The organism is Vibrio sp. S234-5 (assembly GCF_000960595.1).
Lineage (GTDB): Bacteria > Pseudomonadota > Gammaproteobacteria > Enterobacterales > Vibrionaceae > Vibrio.
This window is the reverse complement of record NZ_JZAM01000427.1, coordinates 1-25,034: the sequence shown is the minus strand read 5'-3', so window position 1 is coordinate 25,034 and position 25,034 is coordinate 1. Positions and strand designations below refer to the sequence as shown.

Sequence of the window (25,034 nt, the reverse complement as noted above, 5' to 3'; positions counted from 1 at the left end):
CATCACCCATGAACACGTAAGTGAAGTGGTCGACGATGTCGTGGCCTTCTTTGTTGAATTGCGCTGCGAGCGCTTTCTCAGCCATTGCCATACCAACAGCGTTGGTGATGCCTTGGCCTAGCGGGCCAGTTGTTGTTTCGATGCCCGGTGCGTAGCCGTACTCTGGGTGACCTGGAGTCTTAGAGTGAAGCTGACGGAAGTTTTTCAGATCATCGATAGATAGCTCGTAACCGCTCAAGTGCAGTAGCGAGTAAATCAGCATAGAGCCGTGGCCGTTAGACAGTACGAAACGGTCGCGGTCCGCCCACTCTGGGTTTGATGGGTTGTGGTTTAGGTGGCCACGCCAAAGAACTTCAGCGATGTCCGCCATGCCCATAGGTGCCCCTGGGTGGCCTGAGTTTGCTTTTTGTACGCCGTCCATGCTGAGTGCGCGGATTGCATTAGCGAGATGTTTACGAGATGGCATGTCTGCTCCTGAGTGCATTAAGCGATGTAATAAGAAAAATTGCGCTGGCTATTTTCGCAAAGCAATCTCTGCTCTGCAAACGATTTACCCGAGAAATCCCCCTAGCAAACCATGCTCTACTTCACTGAAAGCGAAATAGAGCAAATTCTTCGCACTAGCAAGGCAAACGATTACTTTTGACTCATACTAAAAAATCACTTGTAATTCGAGTATTCAAAACTAGAATAGACGTCTAGATGTAGAAACACCTACAAATCGTATTTCATTCCCGGAGCTGAGAGCAAGTGTTCAGCTGCGAAAATCAATCAAAAGTGGAGCTCTCATGGCAAAGCACCTGTTCACTTCTGAGTCAGTATCAGAAGGCCATCCAGACAAAATTGCAGACCAGATTTCTGATGCGGTTCTTGATGCGATTCTTGAGCAAGACCCGAAAGCACGTGTTGCATGTGAAACTTACGTAAAAACCGGCATGGTCATGGTCGGTGGTGAAATTACCACTTCTGCCTGGGTTGATATCGAAGAACTGACACGCGAAACCGTACGCGAAATCGGCTACGTTCACTCAGACATGGGCTTCGACGCCAACTCTTGTGCTGTTCTCAACACCATCGGCAAACAGTCTCCTGACATCAACCAAGGCGTTGATAAAGCCGACCCTAAAGAGCAAGGTGCGGGCGACCAAGGCATTATGTTCGGTTACGCATGTAACGAAACCGAAGTACTGATGCCAGCACCAATTACCTACGCGCACCGTTTGATGGAACGTCAAGCGAAAGTACGTAAAGATGGCACGCTGCCATGGTTGCGCCCTGATGCGAAATCACAGGTTACTTTCCAATACGATCAAGGCAAAATTGTTGGTATTGATGCAGTTGTACTATCGACTCAGCACTGCGATTCTATCTCGACACCGGATCTGCGCGAAGCGGTGATGGAAGAGATCATCAAGCCAGTTCTTCCTTCTGAATGGCTAAACAAAGAAACCAAGTACTTCATCAACCCAACTGGTCGTTTCGTTATCGGTGGTCCAATGGGTGACTGTGGCCTGACGGGTCGTAAGATCATCGTAGATACCTACGGCGGCGCAGCGCGTCACGGTGGTGGTGCGTTCTCTGGTAAAGATCCATCCAAGGTTGACCGTTCAGCGGCTTACGCAGCACGTTACGTGGCGAAAAACATCGTCGCAGCTGGCATGGCTGATCGTTGTGAAATCCAACTTTCTTACGCAATCGGTGTGGCGGATCCAACCTCTATCATGGTGGAAACCTTCGGTACTGAAAAAGTATCGCAAGAGATCATTATCGAAGCGGTCCGTCAGTTCTTCGACCTACGTCCATACGGTCTGCAAGAGATGCTGAATCTGCTTCAGCCAATCTACAAGAAGACCGCTGCATATGGTCACTTCGGTCGCGAAGAATTCCCTTGGGAAGCAACCGACAAAGCAGCACTACTGCGTGAGTTTGCTGGCATCAAATAATCAGCCTTTTCTCGAACAAAAAGCCTCTGCTACAATGCAGGGGCTTTTTATTATGCGTAATAAAGCCCCAATTTTTTGCCGTTTAAAGATGAGTCCATGTTGCCCCCCGAACTAGCCGAACAATCCTCGCAAGTCCTCGCCCACTGTATCGCCGTAGCCGAGCAACGCTTTCAGCGCACTTTCCCTCTGCCCAAACTCAGTTTTAACGTGAGAGGCAAAGTGGCAGGAAAAGCTTACTTGCAACTGAATGAGATACGCCTGAATCCTGTATTGTTCAAAGAAAACCCTGATGAGTTTTTGCAAGAGGTGATTCCTCACGAAGTTGCCCACCTCATCACTTATCAAGTGTTCGGGCGCGTCAAACCTCACGGTAAAGAGTGGCAAGCGATTATGGAGCAGGTATTTCAGCAACCAGCAAGAACGACGCATCGCTTTAATATCCATTCGGTACAAGGGAAAACCTTTCAATATCGCTGCGCCTGCGCCGAATACCCACTGTCGATTCGCCGCCACAATAAAGTGTTACGCCATCAAGCCAGTTATTGCTGCACAAAGTGCCGTCAGCCTTTACAGTTTACCGGCTTACAACTGAGTTAGCCGCCTCTCTAAGCTCGCCCTCCGCGCAGTTTTGACTCAGCTTTAACAATTCACTCACTACTTCGCGGCAAAACTGAGTGCTACAATATAAAAAGTCATACTTTTCTCATACTTTTTAGATGAAATACCTATGTTCATTGCTGGCTGTCCTTAGCGGCTTGCCTGTGCTGGCTGCGCCCCCGGCCAACTTCTCTGCCGCGAAGAAAGAGGCGCTGCAAATTTACCAAGATTATCCGGTCAGTTTTTACTGTGGCTGCGAGATTCAATGGCAAGGAAAGAAAGGCATTCCAGATTTGCAATCTTGTGGCTATCAAGTGCGTAAGCAACAAAATCGTGCCAGTCGTATTGAGTGGGAACATGTGGTGCCCGCTTGGCAGTTCGGCCACCAGCGACAATGCTGGCAAAACGGTGGACGGAAAAATTGCAGCAAACATGACCTTCAGTTTCGCTCGATGGAAGCGGATCTGCATAACCTCACCCCAGCGGTTGGTGAAGTCAACGGCGATCGCTCGAACTTTAACTTTAGCCAGTGGAATGGCGTTGATGGTGAGACCTATGGCCGCTGTGAAATGCAGGTCAATTTCAAAGCGCGTAAAGTGATGCCGCCGGATCGCGCTCGGGGCTCGATTGCTCGCACTTACCTCTACATGAGCCGAGAGTACGGTTTTCAGTTGTCGAAACAACAGACTCAGTTGATGCAAGCCTGGAATAAAACCTATCCCGTATCTGAGTGGGAATGCACACGCGATGATCGAATTGCCAAAGTTCAGGGCAACCACAACTCTTATGTGAAGGAAGCGTGCCAAACGCGATAGAAAAATCCCAGTGTCGCCACTGGGATGTCATCATGCTTACTCTTTCACGCCGATATCTTCAAGATAACCAAAGCGTTCTTCACGCTCATGCGGTGCGGCATAACGCATTTCGCCGGACTCATCGTAAGAACGACCAACAATTTCACACCACCCTTTCCCTAGCGGCATTGGCTCTGGACGTACTGTGCTGCTAGGCATATTGGCGCGAATGTCATTTTCACTCACATTCAAAATGCGTTGTGCGACCAACACGGCACGATCACGCACATTAGCATCGGCGAGACGATTGCGCTGTCCCCACAACACTTTCCAATCGTTACAGCTATAATACGTCGTTTGTGGAACCGACAAGAACGCCACTTCTGAGTACACCTTGTACTTTTTGTACATCATGTAGCTTTCAAACAGCATAGCGACATCCTCTTGTGGCGTAGAGTAGCCGTAAAACGCCGCCGCGCCATCTCGTTCAAATTCGCCACCCGCCTGTTGCCCCGTAGACTGACGAACTCTATCGGTCATGGCTTCACCATGAAATGAGACTTGTGCCGCTTCCAATAACAATGCAGAAGTGAGGGGCTGACTGCCGGTCAACTGCTTAGCCACATGATCAGCGGATTCAATCTCGCTGTAAATGGTGCCGCTATCGGCCAATTGCAACAAGTCATTTGGCGGTAGCAGATCGTTCGCGTGCGCCAGTTCATGAGACAACAAACGGAATAGACCCGGTGCAATTTGTTCCGTTTTACGCTCCCCATTGCGCGTAGCATCGTAGTCATTTGAGTAAGTAACATAGTCAAACGTGCTGCTATCCAAATAGCGAGTAGCGCTGTCATAGCTGAACTGTTTTGAAAATGCCTGACGATAATCTTCTTGCTGGTAAATCGTGCTCCAATCGCTAGCATTACGCCACAGGTAGGCAGCATCAATATACATAGAAGCGGTCGATGGATGATAAAATGACGGACGAATATCATAACTGAGCACTATAGTGTTCAGTGGCTTAAACATATTCAGCAGGTCCTGATCATTGATTTCACGTAGCGCGTCGATAAAGCTTTCCGCCATCCAGGCATGAGAAACCAATAAACGGGAACGAATATCCTCAATAGTGACATTTTGCTGCTTGTCAGCACCGATTGGGCGAATTTTTTCTAACAAGCAAGAGCGTCGCTGCTTGTAGATCTTGGCACACTCCAGCGCGGCGTCTGAAAGTTCAGAGGCTTGATAGGCATAGATTTTACTCAATGATGGGTCACCTTTGATGTTTGGTGAACCGGGGCCACTTGGGCCATCAGATGAAGAAGAGCCGCCATTGCAGCCAGCTAAAGTCATCAGCAGAGCACAAGCCACTGCCAGTTTGGTCTTTTTCATAACACTATCCATGATTATTGTACTTATTAATTTGTTTCAACTTTGCCAGCTTGAATACGTTCGCCACCGCAAAGCGGCATACAAACTATTCAGGAAAACAATAAATAACAATCACTTTGGCGAAAAATTACGACCCTGCGCTTAAATTACCATACTGACTTGTTTTTGCTCCTCTGAGCATCCATGTTAATCTCTAATTCATTCTGTCTGTTGCAGGAACTCGAAACACAATGCGCATCCCTCGAATTTATCACCCCGAAACACTCCATCTGCACCACATCGTCGCCTTGCAGGAAGACGCTGCTGGCCATATCGGCCGCGTTTTGCGCATGAAAGAAGGGCAAGAAGTGCTGCTGTTTGATGGCAGTGGCGCACAATTTCCTGCCGAAATCACCGAAGTGAGCAAAAAGCAGGTGTTGGTCAAAGTGACACAGCGGGAAGAAAACAGCAGCGAGTCGCCTTTAGATCTCCATTTGGGACAAGTGATCTCGCGCGGTGAAAAGATGGAGTTCACCATCCAGAAATCCGTTGAACTTGGGGTCAATACCATCACGCCACTGATTTCGGAGCGCTGCGGCGTTAAATTGGATGAAAAACGCTTTGAGAAAAAACTCGCTCAGTGGCAGAAAATAGCCATTAGCGCTTGCGAGCAATGCGGACGGAACATCATCCCGGAGATTCGCCCCATTATGTCGCTTGAAGCTTGGTGCGCGGAAGAGTACGACGGCCTAAAGCTTAATCTGCACCCTCGCGCCAAATATTCGATCAACACGCTACCGGCGCCGGTCAGCAAAGTGCGGCTGCTGATTGGTCCTGAAGGGGGCCTCTCTGCAGAAGAGATCGACATGACACAAACCTATCACTTTGAAGAGACCCTACTCGGTCCACGCGTGTTGCGTACTGAAACCGCAGCACTAACTGCTATTACCGCGCTACAAGTTCGTTTCGGCGATTTGGGTTAATACGGAGAACACACATGATCAAACTCGGCATCGTAATGGACCCTATTTCGTCCATTAACATCAAGAAAGACTCCAGCTTCGCCATGTTGCTGGAAGCACAACGTCGCGGTTGGGAAATCCATTACATGGAGATGAATGATCTACACTTAGAGCAAGGCGTGGCGATTGCCGACACCAAAGTGGTCGAGCTAAAAGAAGATCCTAACGGCTGGTACCAATTTAAGTCAGAGCAAACCATTGAACTGGCTGAACTGGATGCGGTGTTGATGCGTAAAGATCCACCGTTTGACACAGAATACATTTACGCCACCTACATTTTAGAGCGCGCAGAAGAACAAGGCACCTTAATCGTCAACAAGCCACAAAGCCTGCGTGATTGTAACGAGAAACTCTTTACCGCTTGGTTCCCAGAGCTGACGCCAATCACCATGGTGACGCGCAAAGCAGAAAAGATAAAAGCGTTTCGTGAAGAGCATGGCGACATCATCCTTAAACCGCTTGATGGCATGGGTGGTGCATCAATTTTCCGAGTCAAAGAGAACGATCCGAACGTTTCGGTGATCATTGAAACCTTGACCAATCACGGGCAAAACTACGCGATGGCGCAAACCTTTGTGCCAGACATCAGCAATGGCGACAAACGTATTCTGGTGGTAGATGGCGAGCCCATGCCTTACTGTTTAGCACGCATCCCAGCCAAAGGGGAAACGCGCGGTAACCTCGCTGCTGGCGGTCGTGGTGAAGCTCGCCCACTGAGCGAAACCGATAAGAAAATTGCACTAGCCGTCGCACCAACGCTGAAAGAAAAAGGACTGATTTTTGTTGGTTTGGATGTGATTGGCGATAAGCTCACCGAGATCAACGTGACCAGCCCAACTTGTATTCGCGAGATTGAAGCGGCGTTTGATATCTCGATTAGCGGTAAATTGATGGATGCGATTGAGCGCCGCCTTGAAGCCAAAGCTTGAGCACTCAAGAGCCAGTTGGGGCCGGATGGCCCCTTTGAAGGGGAGTCATGTATGAATTTGACCAATCATTTTCTGGTGGCCATGCCGGGGATGAAAGATCCCTATTTCCAGCACCGCGTGATCTACATTTGTGAACACAATGAAGAGGGCGCGATGGGGCTGATGATCAACGCGCCAATCGACATCACCGTGGGCAAAATGCTGGAACAGGTCGATGTGCAGCCAGTTCATCCACAGTTGCATACACAAAGCCTGACCAAACCGGTGTACAACGGCGGCCCAGTTTCCGAGGATCGCGGTTTTATTCTGCACCGCCCCAAGGATTACTACGAGTCGAGCATTCAGATGACCGATCACATCGCCGTCACTACGTCCAAAGATATTTTGACGGTACTCGGCACGGAAGCGGAACCGAGCAGTTATCTCGTCGCTTTAGGCTATTCAGGCTGGAGCGCTGGACAGTTGGAAAGCGAGCTAGCGGAAAACTCTTGGTTAACCGTCGAAGCCAGCCCGGAAATCATTTTCGATACCCCTATCGCCCAGCGTTGGCAAAAAGCGGTACAGATGCTGGGCATTAATGCCATCCAACTTTCCAATCAGGCAGGGCACGCTTAACTCGCGGCCCTTCACTCACTTATTGTTACTTAGGTTATTTATGTCACGTACCATCATGGCTTTCGATTTTGGCACCAAGAGTATTGGCAGCGCCATTGGCCAAGAAATTACCGGCACCGCATCGCCGTTAAAGGCCTTCAAAGCCAACGATGGCATTCCCAATTGGGACGAGATTGAAAAGCAGATCAAAGAGTGGCAGCCCACGTTACTCGTGATCGGCTTGCCGACTGATCTGCACGGAAAAGATCTGCAAACCATCACGCCTCGGGCGAAGAAATTTGCCCAGCGGCTGCATGGCCGTTTCGGTTTGCCCGTAGAGCTGCACGATGAGCGCCTTTCCACCACCGAAGCACGCGCCGAACTGTTTTCGATGGGCGGCTACAAAGCGCTAAGTAAGGGCAATGTCGATTGTCAATCTGCGGTGATCATTCTAGAAAGCTGGTTTGAAGCGCAGTGGGACTAACGGGGCGAGGAAAATTGCAAGAGAGGGACAGCTTTCCCTCTCATTGCAGAAAAGTCCGGGCTTAATCCATATCGATCTTCACGTTGGCCAAGGATCCGGTGTTATTGAGATCGCCGCGCTGGGTTTTGAGCATCAAACGCAGATCGTTGGCAGAATCGGCACTGTGCAACGCATCTTCTTCGTTGATCTTACCTTCCACCACCAACTTATACAGCGATTGATCAAAGGTCTGCATGCCGATTTCTTTGGAGCGTGCCATGGTCGCTTTCAACTCATGCAACTCGCCGCGGCGGATCAAATCGGACACCCTTGGGCTGTTGAGTAACACTTCAAACACGCCGTGACGGCCTTTGCCGTTTTTATCACGCAGTAACTGCTGACCTATCACCCCTTTGAGATTCATGGATAGATCAAACAGGAACTGCTCTTTTTGCTCTTTCGGCACTAAATGTAGAATCCGCTCCAACGCTTGGTTGGCGTTGTTAGCGTGCAGAGTGGCCATGCACAAGTGGCCCGTTTCGGCAAAGGTCATGGCGTATTCCATCGTCTCACGGCTGCGGATCTCGCCAATGAGGATCATATCTGGCGCTTGACGCAGTGAGTTTTTCAGCGCCACTTCGTAACTTTCTGTATCGAGCCCAACCTCCCGCTGGGTAACAATACAGCGCTTGTGCTCGTGGACAAATTCAATCGGGTCTTCCACCGTCAGAATGTGACCACTACGATGGCTATTGCGATAGCCCGTCATCGCCGCCATGGTGGTGGATTTCCCCGATCCCGTCGCTCCCACCACCAGCACAAGACCGCGTTTGGCAATCGACAAATCTTGCAGCACTTGGGGCAACTTGAGTTCTTCAAACGTCGGAATATGGGTTTCAATGCGGCGAATCACCGCGCCCGGTAGCTCTCGCTGATAAAACGCACTGACGCGAAAACGGCCAGAATCACGCACAATCGCGAAATTTGATTCACGGGTTTTACGAAAATCGGCGCGCCGCTCTTCATCCATGGCACCGTCGAGAAACTGCGCGACCTCAGCTTCTGAGAGCTTAGCGCCTTGCGGGCGTAATTCGCCATCGACGCGAAACAGCACCGGCGCGCCCACCGTAATATACAAATCCGACGCTTTAAGAGAGAACATCCCTTCCAGCACTCGGTTTAACTCAATACTCATGCTGCTCTCCGCTAGAACTTGATCGCTTCGACTTCGATTTTGGCGTCCACTTCTTCTTTGCCAACTTTACCTTGAGCAATCAACTGCCGCGCATTTTGCTCCATGGTTTGCATGCCATGCGCCGCACCCGTCTGAATGATCGAATACATCTGTGCCACCTTGTCTTCACGGATCAAGTTGCGGATCGCAGGCGTCGCCATCATGATCTCATGACACGCGACACGCCCACCGCCAATCCGCTTGAGCAGCTTCTGGGCGATCACCGCGCGCAGTGATTCAGAGAGCATAGAGCGCACCATGTCTTTGTCACTGCCGGGGAACACATCAATGATCCGGTCAACGGTTTTCGCCGCACTGCTGGTATGCAGCGTGCCAAACACCAAGTGACCCGTTTCAGCGGCGGTCAGCGCAAGACTGATGGTTTCCTGATCGCGCAGCTCACCGACTAAAATCACGTCAGGATCTTCACGCAGCGCGCTACGCAGCGCATTTTTAAAACTGTGCGTATCACGGTGCACTTCACGCTGGTTGATCAAACACTTTTGGTTTTGATGAACAAACTCAATTGGATCTTCAATGGTGAGAATGTGCTTGTTGTAGTGGCGGTTGATGTAATCAACCATCGCCGCCAATGTGGTGGATTTACCGGAGCCTGTTGGCCCAGTCACCAGCACTAGCCCTTTTTCACTGCGCACAATTCTTTCAAAAATCTCTGGCGCATCCAACTCTTCTAAGGTTGGGATCTTGGTTGGAATGGTACGAAACACCGCCGAGCAGCCACGCGACTGGTGAAAAGCATTGACACGAAAACGCCCTACGTTGGGTAATTCAAACGAGAAATCGACTTCCAGTTTTTCCTCAAATTCACTACGCTGAGAATCATTCATGATTTCGAACACCAGACGATGAACATCAGCATGACTAAAAGCGGGCACGCCGAGCTTTCTTACATCGCCATCTATGCGTACCATAGGCGGAACGCCAGCAGAAAGATGTAGATCCGAGGCGTTATGCTTTACACTAAAATCCAGTAACTCAGTGATATCCATTATTTTTCCTTACAAAAACTTGCTATGACTAGTATTCAACAAAACATTGAACATATCACCACACAGATCCGTCGCTCAGAACAAAAGTGTGGACGAGCTCCAGAGTCGGTGCAACTTCTGGCAGTAAGTAAAACTAAACCTGTCGAGGCAATTCTCGAAGCGTACCATGCAGGACAATGCGCTTTTGGTGAAAACTATGTGCAAGAAGGGAGCGAGAAGGTCGACTTTTTTGCCAAGCATCATCCAGACAAAAGCATTGAATGGCACTTTATTGGCCCTATTCAGTCCAATAAAAGCCGTTTGGTGGCGGAACGTTTTGCCTGGGTGCACACCGTGGATCGCGAGAAAATCGCCCAGCGTTTGAATGATCAGCGCCCAGTAGATCTGCCGCCTTTACAAGTGCTGATTCAGGTTAACACCAGCGGCGAAGCCTCAAAATCCGGTGCCAGCGAAACAGAAATATTTGCCCTCGCCGAGTTGATTTCGCGCTTACCCAACCTCACCTTAAGAGGGTTGATGTCCATCCCGGAAAATGTCGATGACTACGCCGCGCAACTGGCCGCTTTTGAGCAATTAGCCGCCTTGCAACAGCGCTTGCGCCAGCATTATCCTCTGGTGGACACCCTTTCGATGGGCATGAGCGGAGACATGGAAGCGGCAATCGCAGCAGGCTCGACCATGGTTCGTATCGGCACAGCCATTTTTGGTGCGCGCGATTACGCAAGCAAAGCGTAAAAGGCGCGCCAGCACACTGACACAAGCGGAATTGATAGAGATGGAACAAAAAAAAATTGCCTTTATTGGTGCAGGAAACATGGTGCGTGCGATTGTCTCTGGCCTCGTGGGCAACGGATACCCTGCAACACACATTACCGCCACAGCGCCAAGCGAAACTCGCCGGTTGCCACTGGAGAAAGAGTTTGGCATTGGCACCAAGGCGGATAATCTCGCTGCCGCTCGTGAAGCAGATGTGGTGGTCCTTTCCGTCAAACCACAAATGATGGAAGAGGTGTGTAAGCCGCTGCAAGCGCTCGACTTTAACGGCAAACTGGTGATTTCCATCGCCGCTGGCATCAGTTGTCAACGCCTCAAGCAGATGCTTGGCACCTCGCAAGATCTGGTGCGTGTAATGCCCAACACGCCATCGCAACTGGGGCTAGGAATGAGCGGACTGTATGCGCCCGACTCGCTAAGCGATGCAGACAAAACATTTGCGCAAAACCTGATGCAAGCGGTCGGCAAGACTTGCTGGGTGGCGCAAGAATCTGGCATCAATAACGTGATTGCCGCAGCAGGCAGCGCGCCAGCCTATTTCTTTTTGTTTATGGAAGCGATGCAAGCGGAAGCGATGGCACAGGGATTTGATAAAGCCACCGCGCGTCTGCTGGTGGAGCAATCTGCGCTGGGCGCGGCCAGTATGGTGGTCAATAATCCGGATAGCGAGCTTTCGACCTTGCGCGAAAACGTCACCTCCAAAGGGGGCACCACCGCCGAAGCGATCCGTACATTTAACGATCATCAGCTCAGTGATATTGTCGCCAAAGCGATGCGCGCTGCGGTAGAACGCGCACAAGAGATGGAAAAACTGTTTTAATTACCCTGCTGCCTCAGGCAGCATAACCTTTTAAGGGGCATCTATGAGTTCAATGAGTTTCCTGATTTCGACGCTGTTCGATCTCTACATCATGGTGGTGATCTTACGGATATGGCTGCAAGCCGCACGCGCCGATTTCTATAACCCATTTTCACAATTTATCGTCAAAGCAACCCAGCCAGTGATCGGCCCGCTGCGCCGCGTGATCCCATCGATTGGTAGCCTTGATCTTGCCACTGTGCTGTTTGCCTACCTGCTGTGCATACTGAAATTTGTCGCGTTAGTGATGGTCGCGTCAGGCGGCTCAGTCAGTTTTAGCGCAGACTTCCTCTTCCTCGGGCTACTGTCATTAATTAAAGCCGCGGGCGGACTACTCTTTTGGGTGTTGTTGATCCGCGCGATCTTAAGCTGGGTAAGCCAAGGCCGCAGCCCAATTGAATACGTTTTCCATCAATTAACTGAACCTATGCTGGCGCCGATCCGCCGCATTCTACCGGCCATGGGCGGTTTTGACTTAAGTGTGCTGGTGCTGTTTATTGTGCTGCAATTTGCCAATTTCCTGATGGGCGATCTCATCGGCCCTATCTGGTATCAACTATAATGAGCCAAGCTGCTTGGCAAGAGGGGCAGGATGTGGTGCTGCGGCTCTACATCCAACCCAAAGCCAGCCGTGATAAAATTCTGGGTTTGCATGGTGATGAGCTGAAAATCGCCATTACCGCGCCGCCCGTGGATGGCAAAGCGAATGCCCATCTAGCTAAATTACTGGCCAAGATGTTTAAAGTCGCCAAAAGTCTGGTTGAGATTGAAAAAGGCGAGCTTGGCCGTCACAAACAAGTGCGCATCCATGCCCCGACACAGATACCAGAGGAAGTGAAAGCCATCTTGTGATGGCTTTTTGTTTGTCACACACCACAAGGTGTAAGGAAGTTTACAATGAAAAAATGGATCGCCGTCCTGCTGACTTGCTTGGCCGCCCTGCCGACTTGGGCTGGGCAATTTAAAGAGATCAAAGATACCGAAGTACACTACGTGGCGCTGAGCTCTACCTTCTTAACGCCGCAAGTGGCGAAAAGTTATGGGCTAAAACGCAGTGAATATTCCGCCATCGTGAATATCAGCGTGCTGGATAAAAGCCGAGTCGGCAAACCTGCGCTAACGGCAACGGTCAAAGGGCAAGCGAAAAACCTGCTCGGCCAGATCCGCACCCTAACGTTTAAAGAAATACGTGAAGGCGAGGCAATTTACTACATCGCAGAGCTGCCAGTGAATCATGAAGAGTCACTGACGTTTGATTTAGACATCAATGCCGGCCTCAAAGGGGCAGGCAAACTCACCTTTACGCAAAAATTTTATATAGAAGAGTAACAACAAGCATGAAGAAGATCGTATTGGCCACTGGCAATCAAGGCAAAGTGCGCGAAATGGCGGATTTATTGGCCGACTTTGGTTTTGACGTGGTCGCGCAAAGCGAATTTAACGTCTCTGAAGTGGCTGAAACGGGCACGACTTTTATTGAAAATGCCATTATCAAAGCGCGTCATGCCGCCAAAGAAACGGGCTTGCCAGCCATTGCCGACGACTCTGGCCTTGAGGTCGATTTTCTTCAAGGCGCACCCGGCATCTATTCCGCACGTTACGCAGGCGAGAAAGCCTCAGATCAAGAGAACTTAGAAAAGCTATTAACCGCGATGGAAGGTGTGCCAGAAGCGCAACGTAGCGCTCGTTTCCATTGTGTATTGGTTTTGATGCGTCATGAAAACGACCCAACGCCGATCGTCTGTCATGGAACGTGGGAAGGGCGAATCCTAACCCAAGCACACGGTGAAAACGGCTTTGGTTACGACCCCATCTTCTTCGTACCGGAAGAGAACTGTGCCTCGGCTGAACTTGCACCTGCGCGGAAAAAGCAGCTTTCACATCGTCGCAAAGCGTTACAACAGTTGTTCGCCACCCTTAGCCAGCAGCCATTAGCGTAAGGCAGCATGATGTTAAAGCCTCCTGCTCTCAGTTTGTATGTGCACATTCCTTGGTGTGTACAAAAATGCCCGTACTGCGATTTCAACTCTCACGCTGTAAAAGAAGCGATCCCGGAGCAGCAGTACATTCTTGCCTTGTTGGAAGATTTGGATCGCGACATTGAGAAATATCGTCTCAATGCTGCACCACGCCCGCTGCACTCAATCTTCATCGGCGGTGGCACACCCAGTTTAATTTCCGCAGAAGGGATAGCGCAGCTCTTGCAAGGCATTGAGCAGCGGATTGCCTTCACGCCAGAGATCGAAATCACCATGGAAGCCAACCCCGGTACGATAGAAGCCAAGCGCTTTGCTGGCTATCGCGCTGCGGGAGTAACACGGATTTCGATTGGTGTGCAAAGCTTTGAAGCGGAAAAACTCGAACGCTTAGGACGGATCCATGGCCAACAAGAAGCGGTTGCTGCCGCGCAGCTTGCTCATCAAATAGGTCTCAACAGTTTCAATTTGGATTTGATGCACGGTTTGCCGGATCAAAGTATTGAGCAAGCCTTGGCGGATCTCGATAAAGCGATTGAGCTCAACCCACCGCATCTCTCTTGGTATCAGCTCACGATCGAACCGAACACCATGTTTTACTACAAACCACCAGTGTTACCTGATGATGATGATTTGTGGGATATTTTCGAACAAGGCCACCAGAAACTGACCGCAGCAGGGTATGTGCAGTACGAAATCTCCGGTTACAGCAAACCGGGTTATCAGTGCCGTCACAACCTCAACTACTGGCGCTTTGGCGACTATCTCGGCATCGGTTGTGGTTCCCACGGTAAACTGAGTTTTGCCGATGGGCGCATCATTCGCACCACCAAAATCAAACACCCTCGTGGCTACTTAGCGGCATATCAGAATATGGTCAAACCCTATCTTGATAGTGAGCAGTTGGTTACGGCGCAAGAGAGACCATTCGAATTCTTTATGAACCGTTTTCGTCTAATGGAAGCCTGCCCTAAGCAAGATTTTATCGACACCACTGGGCTAGGATTAGAAGCGATTGCAACGACGATTCAATGGGCGTTGGAAATGAGCTACTTGCGTGAAGATGCCACGCAATGGCAGATCACGGAGAAAGGCAAACTGTTCCTCAATGACCTGCTCGAAGCGTTTATGCCTGACGAAGAGTAAGTTACTCCACCATCAAATTCGCGTCGAGCATTTGCCAAATGTGTAAGGCAAGATAAGTGCGGTAAGGCGTTGCGGCTTGAAGAATCTTCTCTGCGGCAACGCCTTCTTTTTCGGCCAAGAGGTTAAGACCACGAGCGAGGGCAACATCGCCAGCCGACCACACATCGGGCAAAGCAAAGAAAAACATCAACGCCATTTCCGCCGTCCACTGACCCACTCCCCACAACTGCACCAACTGCTTGGTAATAAAGTCCGCGTCATCGCTGTGATAGATTTGCGCAGAAATCGTGCCGTCGTTGAGTGCGCGGTTAATCCCAAGCAAGGTTTTTACTTTAGCGTTAGATAGGCCACAAGTGCGCAGCGCCTCATACTGTTCATCCACCAGCACCGCGTGCAGCGAACCATGTTGCTGACACTGCGTTTCTACACGCCCCCAGATGGTTTTCGCCGCGTTGACAGACAACTGCTGCCCCGCCACCGCGCGGCTCAAATAGGGTAAAAACTTGTCCGCCTCTTGGCGCTCAAGGCTTTGCGGGCCATTGAGCGTAAGGACTCGACTCAGATGAGAGAACGCAGCACATTGGCTTAATAACTGCTTATGGATCTGTTCACAGCTGATTGTCATTAGCTTCCCTGCCTCCATCTCGTGAAAAATAGTTCCGTTAAAAATAGCCGTATTAAAAAATAGAGCGCCCGATACGCTGTGAAAATAGCTCAAGCGCTTTGGTCCCTGCCAGCGAGTTACCCGACGCATCAAGCTCTGGCGACCAAACCGCAATGGTCATATCGCCCGGCACCACGGCAATAATCCCGCCGCCAACCCCCGATTTACCCGGCATACCGACACGGTAAGCGAACTCTCCGGCACCATCGTACAGCCCACAGGTCGCCAGCAGCGCGTTAAGCTGCTTGGTCTGCACTGGGGTAATCACTTTCTTACCTGTGTGCACCGAAGTGCCTTTGTTGGCGAGATAACTGAAGGTTTTCGCCAGATCGACACAGCTCATCTTCAGCGCGCAGGCGTGAAAATAGTTGTTCAACACAGGAATCACGTCGTTGTCGAAATTACCGAACGAGCGCATCAGATACGCAATCGCCGCGTTACGATCACTGTGCATCATCTCGGAAGCCGCCACGATTTTATCGTAGCAGATTTGGTTATCCCCCGAGAGCTGGCGAACAAACTCCAGCAGACGCTGGCGTGGTGCGGACAAACGGCTGGCGAGCAAATCCGCCACCACAATCGCCCCAGCATTAATAAACGGATTGCGCGGAATTCCTTGCTCCATTTCAAGCTGGATCAGCGAATTAAACGCCTGCCCCGAAGGCTCTTTGCCCACTCGACGCCAAATCTCATCGGGCTGATACAAACACATTGCCAGAGTTAAGCTTAGCGCTTTGGAAATCGATTGAATGGAAAAGCTCTCTTCGGCATCACCAGCCGCGATGATCTCACCTTCATTGGTGTACACCGCCATACCCAGTTTCTCCGCCGGAACTTTCGCCAGTGCGGGAATATAATCGGCAACCTTGCCACGCCCAATCAAGGGGCGAACTTCGTCCATAATTTCAGCGAGCAACGCTTTTGTCGGCTTCATGACTTTTTACCTGACTGCTTGTTATTTTTCTTGTAGGGTCAAAAAAGCCAACATCGATAATGTTGGCTCTTTGTTATGCAGTGTGCGGATTTTACAAAAACCAGTCAAACACTAATTAGTACGTTTGTACTTGATGTCCCACACACCGTGACCTAAACGGTGTCCACGTGCTTCAAACTTAGTCAGAGGACGCTCTTCTGGACGCGGAATGTAGTCACCGTCCTGTGCGATATTGGCAAAACCGGGCGCTTGATTCATCACTTCAATCATGTGCTCTGCGTAGTTTTCCCAATCTGTCGCCATATGGAAAATCCCTTCATTCGGGATCAATTTCTGGCGTACCATTTCGGCGAACTCAAGCTGCACGATGCGGCGCTTATGGTGACGCTTTTTATGCCACGGATCAGGGAAAAACAGTTGCAGCGTTGCCAAGCTGTCATTGGGGATCATGTGTTCAAACACTTCCACCGCATCATGGCACATTACGCGTAAATTGGTGATGCCCGCTTCGCGTGCATCCGACAGACACGCGCCGACACCTGGGCTGTGCACTTCGATACCAAAGAAGTTTTTCTCCGGCGCGTTTTTCGCCATTTCGACCAGCGAAGCACCCATACCGAAGCCGATTTCCAGAACCACTGGATTGTCGTTACCAAAGACCTCTTTCCAATCAAGAAGTTGTGCTTGGTAGTCGATGCCCATTGTCGGCCAGCACTCTTTCATCGCATTCTCTTGGCCTTTAGTTAAACGGCCTTCGCGACGAACAAAACTGCGTATCTTACGGATCAACTTACCGTCTTCATTGAATTCGTTAGTGGTCACTTCACTCATGGATTCTGCCTGCACATTGATTAATCAAAGCGGGGATTATCCAAAGAATTTTCTTTGGCGCAAGTGTTATCCGTAAAAACGAGTATCCCCACACTTTGTCGGTTGTACTTTCACCCTATTCTGTGATGCAATTTTGCCTACAAATAATAGAACACAGAGCAAGTCGTGACCCCTTTTGCTAATGCCATTTTGAAATGGTACGACGCCTACGGAAGAAAAAATCTCCCTTGGCAACAGAACAAAACTGCCTACAGCGTCTGGCTGTCGGAGATCATGCTGCAACAGACACAAGTTGCGACGGTGATCCCTTATTATCAACGCTTTTTGCAACGTTTCCCGACCGTGACCGATCTGGCCAACGCCGAGCAAGATGAAGTCTTGCATCTGTGGACTGGGCTTGGTTACTACGCGCGGGCGCGTAACCTGCACAAAGCGGCCAAAATCGTTGCGCAGCAATATCAAGGCGAGTTTCCCACCGACATTGAACAGATGAACGCCCTGCCGGGCATTGGCCGTTCTACCGCAGCAGCGGTGCTCTCTTCTGTTTATAAACAGCCACATGCCATTCTTGATGGCAATGTGAAACGCACCTTATCTCGCGCCTTTGCCGTTGAAGGCTGGTCTGGGCAAAAAGCGGTTGAGAATCAGCTTTGGCAGCTCGCCGAAGCGCATACACCGCAGCAAGATGTCGATAAATACAATCAAGCGATGATGGATATGGGCGCGATGATCTGCACGCGCAGCAAGCCCAAATGCAGCTTGTGCCCGGTAGCGGATTTGTGTGTCGCCCAAAAGCAAGGCAACCCACTCAATTATCCCGGCAAAAAGCCGAAAAAAGAGAAACCGACCAAGCAGACTTGGTTTGTGATGCTGCATCACGACAATCAAGTGTGGCTAGAGCAGCGACCGCAAAGCGGAATCTGGGGCGGGCTGTTTTGTTTCCCGCAACAACCAGAGGATGACCTAAGCGATTTGTTGGCCAAACGTGGTATCCGTGACGAGCACATTCGTACCCAGCAAACCCTGATCGCGTTTCGCCATACCTTTAGCCACTATCACCTCGATATCACGCCGATTCTGTTGGATTTATCAAAGCAACCCGATGTGATAATGGAAGCGGGCAACGGTCTTTGGTATAACTTAGCTCACCCCGAAACCATAGGTCTGGCGGCTCCGGTCAAACAACTACTGGAAAGCCTGCCCCATGAACTTCGTTAGAGCTTTATTTAAGGAGTCATTATGAGCCGCACTGTTTTTTGTGCTCGTCTAAACAAAGAGGCTGAAGGCCTAGATTTTCAACTTTACCCGGGCGAGCTGGGTAAACGTATTTTCGATACCATTTCCAAAGAAGCTTGGGGACAGTGGCAGCATAAACAAACCATGCTGATCAACGAGAAAAAGCTCAATATGATGGACCCAGAACATCGCAAACTGCTCGAAACCGAAATGGTGAACTTCCTGTTTGAAGGTAAAGAAGTGCATATCGAAGGCTATACTCCACCAAGCCAATAAACTGGGTTTGCAACCTCTTCAATCAATGACATCATTGCCAACGCACTGATGTCATTTTTTGTTTAATGGAACCACCATGAAGAAACTTGGATACATGCTGATCGCACTATTGCTGACAGGTTGTAGTCGAGAATTCATCGAGAACATCTACGATGTGAACTATGAACCGACCAACCGCTTTGCCAATAATCTAGCGCAGTTGCCCGGTCAGTTTGAGAAAGATACCGCTGCGCTAGACGCGCTGATCGATAGTTTCTCAGGCAACATCGAAAAACGTTGGGGTAGCCGAGAGATCAAAATGGCGGGCAAGAGCAACTACGTCAAATACATCGACAACTACCTCAGCCGAGCCGACGTCAACTTCACCACGGGCAACATTTTAATTGAAACCGTCTCACCCACTGAGCCGGAAAAACATCTCAAAAATGCCATCATCACCACCTTGCTCACCCCAGATGATCCGGCGAATGTCGATCTCTTTTCCTCCAAAGAGATCCATTTAGAAGGACGCCCGTTTCTCTACAACCAGGTGGTTGATCAAGACAAAAAAGCCATTCAATGGTCTTGGCGTGCCAACCGCTTTGCCGATTACTTGATTGCTACCCAGCTTAAAACCCGCACCGTAGACTTCAAAAAAGCCTACTACGTAGAAATTCCCATGGTGGCTGACCACATCATGAAACGCAGCTACCAGTACGCTGATATCGTGAGGAAAGCATCGCAGAAATACGGCATTGATGAAGATCTGATTTACGCCATCATTAAGACCGAAAGTAGTTTCAACCCCTATGCGGTGAGTTGGGCCAATGCCTATGGCCTGATGCAGGTGGTGCCAAAAACCGCCGGTCGCGATGTGTTCAATTTAGTCAAAAATCGCTCTGGTGAACCTTCGCCGGAATATCTGTTTAACCCTGAAAACAACATCGACACTGGCACTGCCTACTTCTATCTGCTGAAAAATCGTTATCTCAAAGAGGTGGCCCACCCGACATCGCTCGAGTACTCGATGATTTCGGCCTACAACGGCGGTACGGGCGGCGTCCTCAACACCTTTAACCGTAGCGATCGCAAACGCGCCATGCGCGATCTCAATGCACTACAGCCTAACCAAGTGTATTGGGCCTTAACAAAAAAACACCCCAATGCAGAAGCCCGGCGCTACTTAGAGAAAGTGACTCAGTTTAAGAAAGAATTTAATCAGGACTAATCTTTCTAGAGACAAAGAGTAAAGTTTCATCACTCAGATTTTTTTCAGCGATTTATTGAAAAAAGGGGTTGACGCTTGAAGAGAAAATCCGTTTAATAACGCTCCGTTGCCCGGATAGCTCAGTCGGTAGAGCAGAGGATTGAAAATCCTCGTGTCGGTGGTTCGATTCCGCCTCCGGGCACCACGAATTAAAGTCGTTGGTGCTTATTACGAACGACAGTAAAAAGAATATCGTGTGCCGACTTAGCTCAGTAGGTAGAGCAACTGACTTGTAATCAGTAGGTCACCAGTTCGATTCCGGTAGTCGGCACCATTTACATAATCTTGCCTAGCAAGAGATAGCGAATAGTTCCTCCTTAGCTCAGTCGGTAGAGCGACGGACTGTTAATCCGCAGGTCGCTGGTTCGAGCCCAGCAGGAGGAGCCACTTTTAAAGCCAAGTCACTGACTTGGCTTTTTTCTTTTCTGCGTATCGCTATGTTCTCATATCCCCCGTTCTGCATTATTCAAACGAGTGTTGTACCACATAAAAAAAGCACTTATTTCACAGAAAAAATTTAATCCATATCATGCTTTCTATACAGGCTGCTGTTCGTTTCAAATTGACTACACTAAGATGAAAAATACGTGAAATAGATCTAGCAATCGCCCTGACTTGTCGACGCCATCATCATGTGAGCCATTATATGAAACTAAAAACACAAGCTTATTTGTTATCGGGAATTATCTTAATCGCCCTGCTTGCTTTAACCGCAACGGGTCTCTGGACGCTACGCGTGGCCAGTAACTTAGACAATAAAGCCCGAGTTACCGAATTATTTCGCAGCGCCTACAGCATATTAACCGAGATCGAAAAAATGTCGGTAGAAGGCAAAATCCCCGAGGCTGAAGCCAAAGCACTCGCAACTCGCCTATTGCGTAACAATATTTATAAAGATAATGAGTATGTTTATGTCGCCGACGACAAGATGATATTCATCGCCACACCACTTGATCCGCAGCTTCACGGCACCAGCTTCCATGACTTTAAAGATGGCAAAGGCAACAGTGTTGGTCAGTTGATCTTGGATGTGTTGGGGCGCCGAACTGGGCAACTGGTCGAGTACACTTGGACGCAGAAACAAGCCGATGGCTCAATTGAAGAGAAACTGTCAATAGCAGAAAGAACACCACATTGGAAATGGGTGGTTGGCACGGGCATCGGTTTCAACGAAGTGAACGCGCGTTTCTGGTCAACCGCGCAGTGGCAACTTCTCTTGTGCTTAGTGATTGCGGGCGCCATCTTGACCGGACTTATCATCTCCATCAGAAAGATGCTCAATTTGTTGGGTGGTGAACCCAATGACGTGCGCAAAGCGGTACAAGCCGTAGCCCAAGGCCATATTCAAACCAGTTTTGATACTCAAGCTCCGCAGGGAAGCATCTACCAAGCGGTACAAGAGATGAGCCGTTCATTAGCGCAGATGATCACTAACTTAGACGGTTCAATGCATGCCCTACGTGGCGAACTGGCATCGGTAGAATCCCGCTCGGATTCCATTGCTCATCTGTCTGCTTCTCAACAGCAGTCCACTGCCATGATTGCCACTGCTATGACGGAAATGGCTTCATCGGCTAACCATGTGGCTGATTCGGCCAGCGATACTGCGCGCAATACCGATGAAGCGGATAAACAAAGTCAGCACACACAAAAACTCATCAACAACACCGTAGCGAATATTCAAGGGCTGGCTAATCAATTGGGTACCGCGAGTCAAGCAGTTGCCGATCTCGATCAAGATGTCAATAACATTGTCAAAGTGCTGGATGTCATTGGCGACATTGCCGAACAGACCAATCTATTGGCGTTGAATGCGGCGATTGAAGCGGCTCGTGCAGGCGAGCAGGGTCGTGGCTTTGCTGTAGTTGCTGACGAGGTTCGTAATCTTGCGGGTCGAACCCAAGCAAGCACCAAAGAAATTCAACTGATGATTAATAACTTGCAACAAGGATCGCGCAACGCAATCCAAACCATGGAAGTGTGTGCCGAGACTAGCCAGAGTACCGTCGTTGAATCAAGAAATGCTTCCGATGCCCTGCAACAAATCGTCATTGCACTGGAATCCATCAGCTCAATGAGCCAGCAAATCGCCACTGCGGCGGCCGAACAGACCCAAGTGAGCGATGACATTGCAAAAAGAATCAATATGATTGAAGACAGCGGCAACCAACTAACGGCCGTGGTGACAGAGAGCCATAACAGCACCCGCAGTCTAGCGTCATTAGCGAATGATCTGGAAAGTTGGGTCAACAAGTTCTCCGTTAAAAACTAAGCGAACTCGTTTTCAACAAAAAGCACGCTTTATCGCGTGCTTTTTCGTATTCTAAGCCATAAAACACCCAATTAATCTCGTAAAAAACAGGCGCGATAATGTTTACAGACTGTACACTCTTGTCATCAAATGGATAAAAACGCCCCGTTACGCACACAAAAACAGCAAACGATATTTTTTTTGCATTTTTGTATTGACCTCCCTAACGAAAAACCGTTTAATACACCTCGTCGCCCGGATAGCTCAGTCGGTAGAGCAGAGGATTGAAAATCCTCGTGTCGGTGGTTCGATTCCGCCTCCGGGCACCACAAATTAAAGTTGTTGGTGCTTAGTACGAACGACAGTAAAAAGAATATCGTGTGCCGACTTAGCTCAGTAGGTAGAGCAACTGACTTGTAATCAGTAGGTCACCAGTTCGATTCCGGTAGTCGGCACCATTCTTTTGCCTCGATAGCTCAGTCGGTAGAGCAGAGGATTGAAAATCCTCGTGTCGGTGGTTCGATTCCGCCTCGAGGCACCACTTTTGATAGCTGTGTTTTGATGAAGTTAAAATAACTTTTTGAAAAACATCGGCCAGTGACCTAGGCGGGCCCGTTATTACGCCTCGAGGCACCACTTATTAAAGTTGTGCTAAAACACAATAAAGAATAGTTCCTCCTTAGCTCAGTCGGTAGAGCGACGGACTGTTAATCCGCAGGTCGCTGGTTCGAGCCCAGCAGGAGGAGCCACTTTTCGTTAGCAAGACTTATCTTGTTAACAAAGCCGACTTAGCTCAGTAGGTAGAGCAACTGACTTGTAATCAGTAGGTCACCAGTTCGATTCCGGTAGTCGGCACCATCAAATTAAAATAGTTCCTCCTTAGCTCAGTCGGTAGAGCGACGGACTGTTAATCCGCAGGTCGCTGGTTCGAGCCCAGCAGGAGGAGCCAAATTCAGAAAGCCGCATCACTGATGCGGCTTTTTTTTGCGCTTTATTTCTGTGTCACTTGTTCCAAGCAGCCTATTTCCTGGCATAAAAAGCTGGCGTATTTCCAACGCCAGCCTGTTAAACATCTCGCTTGAGTAGAGCCGAACTCTACAAGCCCCCTAAGCAAATGTATTTAGTTTCCAGGAACTCATCCAAACCTTGTCTCGCACCTTCTCGACCAAGGCCAGATTCCTTGATACCGCCAAAGGGCGCCACTTCCGTCGAGATGATCCCTTCATTGATGCCGACCATACCGTATTCTAGCGCCTCGCTGACTCGTACAGCACGCTTGAGGCTTTCGGTATAGAAATAGCTAGCCAGCCCGTACTCCGTATCATTTGCCATTGCGATCACTTCATCATCATCCGCAAACTCAATAATCGGCAACACCGGGCCAAAAAGCTCTTGATGAATAATGTCCATTTGATGCGTTACACAATCAAGTAATATTGGAGGCATAAAATGACCGGGTAAAGATTGAGGAGTCATCAGCAGTTGTGCCCCTTCAGCCAAAGCCTCTTCAACAAGTGCTTCCAGCCTATGTTTCGCCGCAATCGAGATCAGCGGCCCCAATGAGTTACCCTCTTCCAATCCATTCCCGGCTTTAAGCTGTTCTACTCGTGGTATGAGCTCGGCAAGAAAAGCGTCCTTAATATTGCGATGCAGATACAAACGATTAGTGCACACACAAGTTTGTCCGGTATTGCGAAACTTCGACGCCATCAAGCCGTCAACGGCTTGGTCGAGATCCGCATCATCAAACACAATAAAAGGAGCATTGCCGCCCAGCTCCATCGACACCGCTTTTACAGTGGATGCGCTCTGCTGCATTAATATTTTTCCAACTCGAGTAGAACCGGTAAATGAGAGTTTTTTAATTCGCTTGTCCCCCGTGAGCATTTCACCGACTTCGCAGGACTGAGCACTCACTATGACTGAAAGTAAGTGTTCGGGGATACCCGCCAGATGCGCAAGATGCACAACAGCAAGGGCGGTCAGCGGTGTCAGCTCTGAAGGCTTGACCACCATGCCACATCCAGCCGCTAAAGCGGGAGCCGCTTTTCGCGTGATCATCGCTAATGGAAAATTCCATGGTGTTATTGCCGCACAAACCCCGACAGGTTGGCGAATGGTCGTAATGCGCTGATACACCTTGTTTGCCGGAATAACCTCGCCATACGCGCGTTTTGCCTCTTCAGCAAACCACTCCACAAACGAAGCTCCGTAGGCAACTTCAGCAAGACTTTCGCTAAGAGGCTTCCCTTGCTCAAGCGTCATTAAGGTGGCCAGTGCCATCTGATGTTGGATAAGTAACTCAAACCAACGCATCAACAGCAGGGCACGTTCTTTCACACTCCTAGCAGCCCACGCTTTTTGAGCCTCGCCGCATGCTTCAATCTGCCTATCCACGCTTTTCAATGAACTCGGCTCAAGTGAGATCAACGTTTCTTGCGTTGCCGGATTGATAACATGCAGGCCATCAGAGACGGAAAGTTCTGTCAGTAACGCATCGAGTATCGGATCATTTAGTTGCAGCATATTGTCTCTCCTAGCTATTCCATGCGCAGGGTAATGCGACTAGCACGCACTGTAAAGCAAACAAAGGTTGCATAGTGGATGACCTGCAAAACAAATATTGAGTTGGCTACGACAACGCTATTCAGCGAACCAAAGTTTTACGAATGATAATGATATTGTTGCAAACGCGAAGGTGTGTTGCGCATGGAATCGATTATACCAATCTAAGTAAAAATATGATCTAATTGATGTCATTCAACGATAAAACTTATTCGCTATGGACAGTCTCAATAATATCGACTTTAAAAAGCTCGCAAGCCAGCAGAAATCTATTCAGATGAAAATGAGATTGCTGGCCCTCGCTCATTTCAAAGAGGGA

General features: G+C 49.4%; 25 protein-coding genes, 9 tRNA genes and 1 pseudogene. 27 read left to right on the top strand and 8 right to left on the bottom strand.

Annotated features, from left to right (window positions below):
- Nucleotides 1–466, bottom strand: a pseudogene (locus tag UF06_RS22855) (transketolase); the annotation flags it as partial.
- Nucleotides 467–788: 322 nt separating this feature from the next.
- On the opposite strand from UF06_RS22855, the gene metK reads away from it, so the two are divergent.
- The 3 genes from metK (at nucleotide 789) to endA (ending at nucleotide 3,355) form a co-directional block, all read left to right on the top strand.
- Nucleotides 789–1,943 carry a methionine adenosyltransferase gene (gene metK, locus UF06_RS22850; protein WP_045572515.1) on the top strand — a complete coding sequence of 385 codons (1,155 nt, stop codon included), beginning with the start codon at nucleotides 789–791 and terminating at the stop codon, nucleotides 1,941–1,943.
- Between the two features lie 96 nt (nucleotides 1,944–2,039).
- Nucleotides 2,040–2,540, top strand: a complete 501-nt coding sequence (locus UF06_RS22845; protein WP_045572514.1) for a SprT family zinc-dependent metalloprotease — start codon at nucleotides 2,040–2,042, stop codon at nucleotides 2,538–2,540.
- 119 nt (nucleotides 2,541–2,659) lie between these two features.
- Nucleotides 2,660–3,355 carry a deoxyribonuclease I gene (gene endA / locus UF06_RS22840; RefSeq protein WP_045572513.1) on the top strand — a complete coding sequence of 232 codons (696 nt, stop codon included), beginning with the start codon at nucleotides 2,660–2,662 and terminating at the stop codon, nucleotides 3,353–3,355.
- Between the two features lie 36 nt (nucleotides 3,356–3,391).
- Here the strand turns inward: endA and UF06_RS22835 are convergent, their stop codons facing one another.
- A complete protein-coding gene (locus UF06_RS22835) occupies nucleotides 3,392–4,726 on the bottom strand; it encodes a hypothetical protein (protein WP_045572512.1) in 1,335 nt (444 codons plus the stop codon).
- Nucleotides 4,727–4,956: 230 nt separating this feature from the next.
- Here UF06_RS22835 and rsmE point away from each other — a divergent pair, with 230 nt between their 5' ends.
- The 4 genes from rsmE to ruvX are packed head-to-tail and all read left to right on the top strand — an operon-like array spanning nucleotide 4,957 to nucleotide 7,734.
- Nucleotides 4,957–5,688 carry a 16S rRNA (uracil(1498)-N(3))-methyltransferase gene (gene rsmE / locus UF06_RS22830; protein WP_039439455.1) on the top strand — a complete coding sequence of 244 codons (732 nt, stop codon included), beginning with the start codon at nucleotides 4,957–4,959 and terminating at the stop codon, nucleotides 5,686–5,688.
- Nucleotides 5,689–5,702: 14 nt separating this feature from the next.
- Nucleotides 5,703–6,656 carry a glutathione synthase gene (gene gshB, locus UF06_RS22825; protein ID WP_045572511.1) on the top strand — a complete coding sequence of 318 codons (954 nt, stop codon included), beginning with the start codon at nucleotides 5,703–5,705 and terminating at the stop codon, nucleotides 6,654–6,656.
- 51 nt (nucleotides 6,657–6,707) lie between these two features.
- A complete protein-coding gene (locus UF06_RS22820; RefSeq protein ID WP_045572510.1) occupies nucleotides 6,708–7,271 on the top strand; it encodes a YqgE/AlgH family protein in 564 nt (187 codons plus the stop codon).
- Between the two features lie 40 nt (nucleotides 7,272–7,311).
- Nucleotides 7,312–7,734 (top strand): Holliday junction resolvase RuvX, encoded by a 423-nt coding sequence (ruvX, locus tag UF06_RS22815; RefSeq protein WP_045572509.1) that lies wholly within the window; start codon nucleotides 7,312–7,314, stop codon nucleotides 7,732–7,734.
- A 61-nt stretch (nucleotides 7,735–7,795) separates the two neighbouring features.
- Here ruvX and UF06_RS22810 read toward each other — a convergent pair whose 3' ends face one another.
- Nucleotides 7,796–8,902 carry a PilT/PilU family type 4a pilus ATPase gene (locus tag UF06_RS22810; protein ID WP_039439495.1) on the bottom strand — a complete coding sequence of 369 codons (1,107 nt, stop codon included), beginning with the start codon at nucleotides 8,900–8,902 and terminating at the stop codon, nucleotides 7,796–7,798.
- A gap of 17 nt (nucleotides 8,903–8,919) precedes the next feature.
- Nucleotides 8,920–9,957 carry a type IV pilus twitching motility protein PilT gene (locus tag UF06_RS22805; RefSeq protein ID WP_045572508.1) on the bottom strand — a complete coding sequence of 346 codons (1,038 nt, stop codon included), beginning with the start codon at nucleotides 9,955–9,957 and terminating at the stop codon, nucleotides 8,920–8,922.
- 24 nt (nucleotides 9,958–9,981) lie between these two features.
- Here UF06_RS22805 and UF06_RS22800 point away from each other — a divergent pair, with 24 nt between their 5' ends.
- The 7 genes from UF06_RS22800 to hemW are packed head-to-tail and all read left to right on the top strand — an operon-like array spanning nucleotide 9,982 to nucleotide 14,712.
- Nucleotides 9,982–10,692: a YggS family pyridoxal phosphate-dependent enzyme gene (locus tag UF06_RS22800; RefSeq protein ID WP_045572507.1), complete on the top strand. Its 711-nt coding sequence runs from the start codon at nucleotides 9,982–9,984 to the stop codon at nucleotides 10,690–10,692.
- Between the two features lie 40 nt (nucleotides 10,693–10,732).
- A complete protein-coding gene (gene proC / locus UF06_RS22795) occupies nucleotides 10,733–11,551 on the top strand; it encodes a pyrroline-5-carboxylate reductase (protein WP_045572506.1) in 819 nt (272 codons plus the stop codon).
- Nucleotides 11,552–11,594: 43 nt separating this feature from the next.
- Nucleotides 11,595–12,152 (top strand): YggT family protein, encoded by a 558-nt coding sequence (locus UF06_RS22790; protein WP_045572505.1) that lies wholly within the window; start codon nucleotides 11,595–11,597, stop codon nucleotides 12,150–12,152.
- Nucleotides 12,152–12,442, top strand: coding sequence for a DUF167 family protein YggU (yggU, locus tag UF06_RS22785; protein WP_039430528.1), 291 nt, complete (start codon nucleotides 12,152–12,154; stop codon nucleotides 12,440–12,442). Before UF06_RS22790 ends, yggU begins: the two co-directional genes overlap by 1 nt.
- Before the next feature lie 45 nt (nucleotides 12,443–12,487).
- A complete protein-coding gene (locus tag UF06_RS22780; RefSeq protein WP_045572504.1) occupies nucleotides 12,488–12,919 on the top strand; it encodes a DUF4426 domain-containing protein in 432 nt (143 codons plus the stop codon).
- 8 nt (nucleotides 12,920–12,927) lie between these two features.
- Nucleotides 12,928–13,530: an XTP/dITP diphosphatase gene (locus UF06_RS22775; RefSeq protein WP_045572503.1), complete on the top strand. Its 603-nt coding sequence runs from the start codon at nucleotides 12,928–12,930 to the stop codon at nucleotides 13,528–13,530.
- A gap of 9 nt (nucleotides 13,531–13,539) precedes the next feature.
- Nucleotides 13,540–14,712: a radical SAM family heme chaperone HemW gene (gene hemW / locus UF06_RS22770; protein WP_045572502.1), complete on the top strand. Its 1,173-nt coding sequence runs from the start codon at nucleotides 13,540–13,542 to the stop codon at nucleotides 14,710–14,712.
- Nucleotide 14,713: 1 nt separating this feature from the next.
- Here hemW and UF06_RS22765 read toward each other — a convergent pair whose 3' ends face one another.
- The 3 genes from UF06_RS22765 to trmB all read right to left on the bottom strand — a co-directional run bounded on the left by UF06_RS22765 (nucleotide 14,714) and on the right by trmB (nucleotide 17,141).
- A complete protein-coding gene (locus UF06_RS22765) occupies nucleotides 14,714–15,337 on the bottom strand; it encodes a DNA-3-methyladenine glycosylase (protein WP_045572501.1) in 624 nt (207 codons plus the stop codon).
- A gap of 52 nt (nucleotides 15,338–15,389) precedes the next feature.
- Nucleotides 15,390–16,310 (bottom strand): glutaminase B, encoded by a 921-nt coding sequence (gene glsB / locus UF06_RS22760; protein ID WP_045572500.1) that lies wholly within the window; start codon nucleotides 16,308–16,310, stop codon nucleotides 15,390–15,392.
- A gap of 111 nt (nucleotides 16,311–16,421) precedes the next feature.
- Complete coding sequence (trmB, locus tag UF06_RS22755) at nucleotides 16,422–17,141, bottom strand: tRNA (guanosine(46)-N7)-methyltransferase TrmB (RefSeq protein ID WP_045572499.1); 720 nt, start codon at nucleotides 17,139–17,141, stop codon at nucleotides 16,422–16,424.
- A 165-nt stretch (nucleotides 17,142–17,306) separates the two neighbouring features.
- On the opposite strand from trmB, the gene mutY reads away from it, so the two are divergent.
- The 13 genes from mutY to UF06_RS22690 all read left to right on the top strand — a co-directional run bounded on the left by mutY (nucleotide 17,307) and on the right by UF06_RS22690 (nucleotide 23,099).
- On the top strand, nucleotides 17,307–18,359 hold the full coding sequence (gene mutY / locus UF06_RS22750) for an A/G-specific adenine glycosylase (protein WP_045572498.1): 1,053 nt from the start codon (nucleotides 17,307–17,309) through the stop codon (nucleotides 18,357–18,359).
- 21 nt (nucleotides 18,360–18,380) lie between these two features.
- Nucleotides 18,381–18,653: an oxidative damage protection protein gene (locus tag UF06_RS22745; protein WP_039430535.1), complete on the top strand. Its 273-nt coding sequence runs from the start codon at nucleotides 18,381–18,383 to the stop codon at nucleotides 18,651–18,653.
- Between the two features lie 76 nt (nucleotides 18,654–18,729).
- On the top strand, nucleotides 18,730–19,860 hold the full coding sequence (gene mltC / locus UF06_RS22740) for a membrane-bound lytic murein transglycosylase MltC (protein ID WP_045572497.1): 1,131 nt from the start codon (nucleotides 18,730–18,732) through the stop codon (nucleotides 19,858–19,860).
- Nucleotides 19,861–19,968: 108 nt separating this feature from the next.
- Nucleotides 19,969–20,044: transfer RNA gene (locus tag UF06_RS22735), tRNA-Phe, on the top strand.
- 53 nt (nucleotides 20,045–20,097) lie between these two features.
- Nucleotides 20,098–20,173, top strand: a tRNA-Thr gene (locus UF06_RS22730).
- Nucleotides 20,174–20,210: 37 nt separating this feature from the next.
- A tRNA-Asn gene (locus UF06_RS22725) sits at nucleotides 20,211–20,286 on the top strand.
- Between the two features lie 259 nt (nucleotides 20,287–20,545).
- On the top strand, nucleotides 20,546–22,171 hold the full coding sequence (locus tag UF06_RS22720; protein WP_045572496.1) for a methyl-accepting chemotaxis protein: 1,626 nt from the start codon (nucleotides 20,546–20,548) through the stop codon (nucleotides 22,169–22,171).
- Nucleotides 22,172–22,403: 232 nt separating this feature from the next.
- Nucleotides 22,404–22,479 (top strand) — tRNA-Phe (locus UF06_RS22715).
- Nucleotides 22,480–22,532: 53 nt separating this feature from the next.
- Nucleotides 22,533–22,608 (top strand) — tRNA-Thr (locus UF06_RS22710).
- Nucleotides 22,609–22,615: 7 nt separating this feature from the next.
- Nucleotides 22,616–22,691 (top strand) — tRNA-Phe (locus UF06_RS22705).
- Between the two features lie 132 nt (nucleotides 22,692–22,823).
- Nucleotides 22,824–22,899 (top strand) — tRNA-Asn (locus UF06_RS22700).
- A gap of 33 nt (nucleotides 22,900–22,932) precedes the next feature.
- Nucleotides 22,933–23,008: transfer RNA gene (locus tag UF06_RS22695), tRNA-Thr, on the top strand.
- A 15-nt stretch (nucleotides 23,009–23,023) separates the two neighbouring features.
- Nucleotides 23,024–23,099: transfer RNA gene (locus UF06_RS22690), tRNA-Asn, on the top strand.
- Nucleotides 23,100–23,245: 146 nt separating this feature from the next.
- On the opposite strand, the gene UF06_RS22685 is transcribed toward UF06_RS22690, so the two are convergent.
- The gene (locus tag UF06_RS22685) at nucleotides 23,246–24,676 is read right to left on the bottom strand and encodes an NAD-dependent succinate-semialdehyde dehydrogenase (RefSeq protein ID WP_045572495.1); all 1,431 of its coding nucleotides are present in this window, start codon (nucleotides 24,674–24,676) and stop codon (nucleotides 23,246–23,248) included.
- Nucleotides 24,677–25,034 lie beyond the last annotated feature (358 nt).

Bases quoted from the DNA above. Each gene is read 5' to 3' on its own strand.
- UF06_RS22835 (WP_045572512.1), bottom strand. From the start codon at position 4,726: ATGAAAAAGACCAAACTGGCAGTGGCTTGTGCTCTGCTGATGACTTTA.
- glsB (WP_045572500.1), bottom strand. From the start codon at position 16,310: ATGAAGCCGACAAAAGCGTTGCTCGCTGAAATTATGGACGAAGTTCGC.
- gshB (WP_045572511.1), top strand. From the start codon at position 5,703: ATGATCAAACTCGGCATCGTAATGGACCCTATTTCGTCCATTAACATC.
- UF06_RS22780 (WP_045572504.1), top strand. From the start codon at position 12,488: ATGAAAAAATGGATCGCCGTCCTGCTGACTTGCTTGGCCGCCCTGCCG.
- UF06_RS22765 (WP_045572501.1), bottom strand. From the start codon at position 15,337: ATGACAATCAGCTGTGAACAGATCCATAAGCAGTTATTAAGCCAATGT.
- UF06_RS22800 (WP_045572507.1), top strand. From the start codon at position 9,982: ATGACTAGTATTCAACAAAACATTGAACATATCACCACACAGATCCGT.
- proC (WP_045572506.1), top strand. From the start codon at position 10,733: ATGGAACAAAAAAAAATTGCCTTTATTGGTGCAGGAAACATGGTGCGT.
- UF06_RS22745 (WP_039430535.1), top strand. From the start codon at position 18,381: ATGAGCCGCACTGTTTTTTGTGCTCGTCTAAACAAAGAGGCTGAAGGC.
- UF06_RS22775 (WP_045572503.1), top strand. From the start codon at position 12,928: ATGAAGAAGATCGTATTGGCCACTGGCAATCAAGGCAAAGTGCGCGAA.
- UF06_RS22845 (WP_045572514.1), top strand. From the start codon at position 2,040: ATGTTGCCCCCCGAACTAGCCGAACAATCCTCGCAAGTCCTCGCCCAC.
- endA (WP_045572513.1), top strand. From the start codon at position 2,660: ATGAAATACCTATGTTCATTGCTGGCTGTCCTTAGCGGCTTGCCTGTG.
- metK (WP_045572515.1), top strand. From the start codon at position 789: ATGGCAAAGCACCTGTTCACTTCTGAGTCAGTATCAGAAGGCCATCCA.
- ruvX (WP_045572509.1), top strand. From the start codon at position 7,312: ATGTCACGTACCATCATGGCTTTCGATTTTGGCACCAAGAGTATTGGC.
- hemW (WP_045572502.1), top strand. From the start codon at position 13,540: ATGTTAAAGCCTCCTGCTCTCAGTTTGTATGTGCACATTCCTTGGTGT.
- rsmE (WP_039439455.1), top strand. From the start codon at position 4,957: ATGCGCATCCCTCGAATTTATCACCCCGAAACACTCCATCTGCACCAC.
- yggU (WP_039430528.1), top strand. From the start codon at position 12,152: ATGAGCCAAGCTGCTTGGCAAGAGGGGCAGGATGTGGTGCTGCGGCTC.
- mltC (WP_045572497.1), top strand. From the start codon at position 18,730: ATGAAGAAACTTGGATACATGCTGATCGCACTATTGCTGACAGGTTGT.
- UF06_RS22805 (WP_045572508.1), bottom strand. From the start codon at position 9,957: ATGGATATCACTGAGTTACTGGATTTTAGTGTAAAGCATAACGCCTCG.
- UF06_RS22685 (WP_045572495.1), bottom strand. From the start codon at position 24,676: ATGCTGCAACTAAATGATCCGATACTCGATGCGTTACTGACAGAACTT.
- UF06_RS22820 (WP_045572510.1), top strand. From the start codon at position 6,708: ATGAATTTGACCAATCATTTTCTGGTGGCCATGCCGGGGATGAAAGAT.
- UF06_RS22790 (WP_045572505.1), top strand. From the start codon at position 11,595: ATGAGTTCAATGAGTTTCCTGATTTCGACGCTGTTCGATCTCTACATC.
- trmB (WP_045572499.1), bottom strand. From the start codon at position 17,141: ATGAGTGAAGTGACCACTAACGAATTCAATGAAGACGGTAAGTTGATC.
- UF06_RS22720 (WP_045572496.1), top strand. From the start codon at position 20,546: ATGAAACTAAAAACACAAGCTTATTTGTTATCGGGAATTATCTTAATC.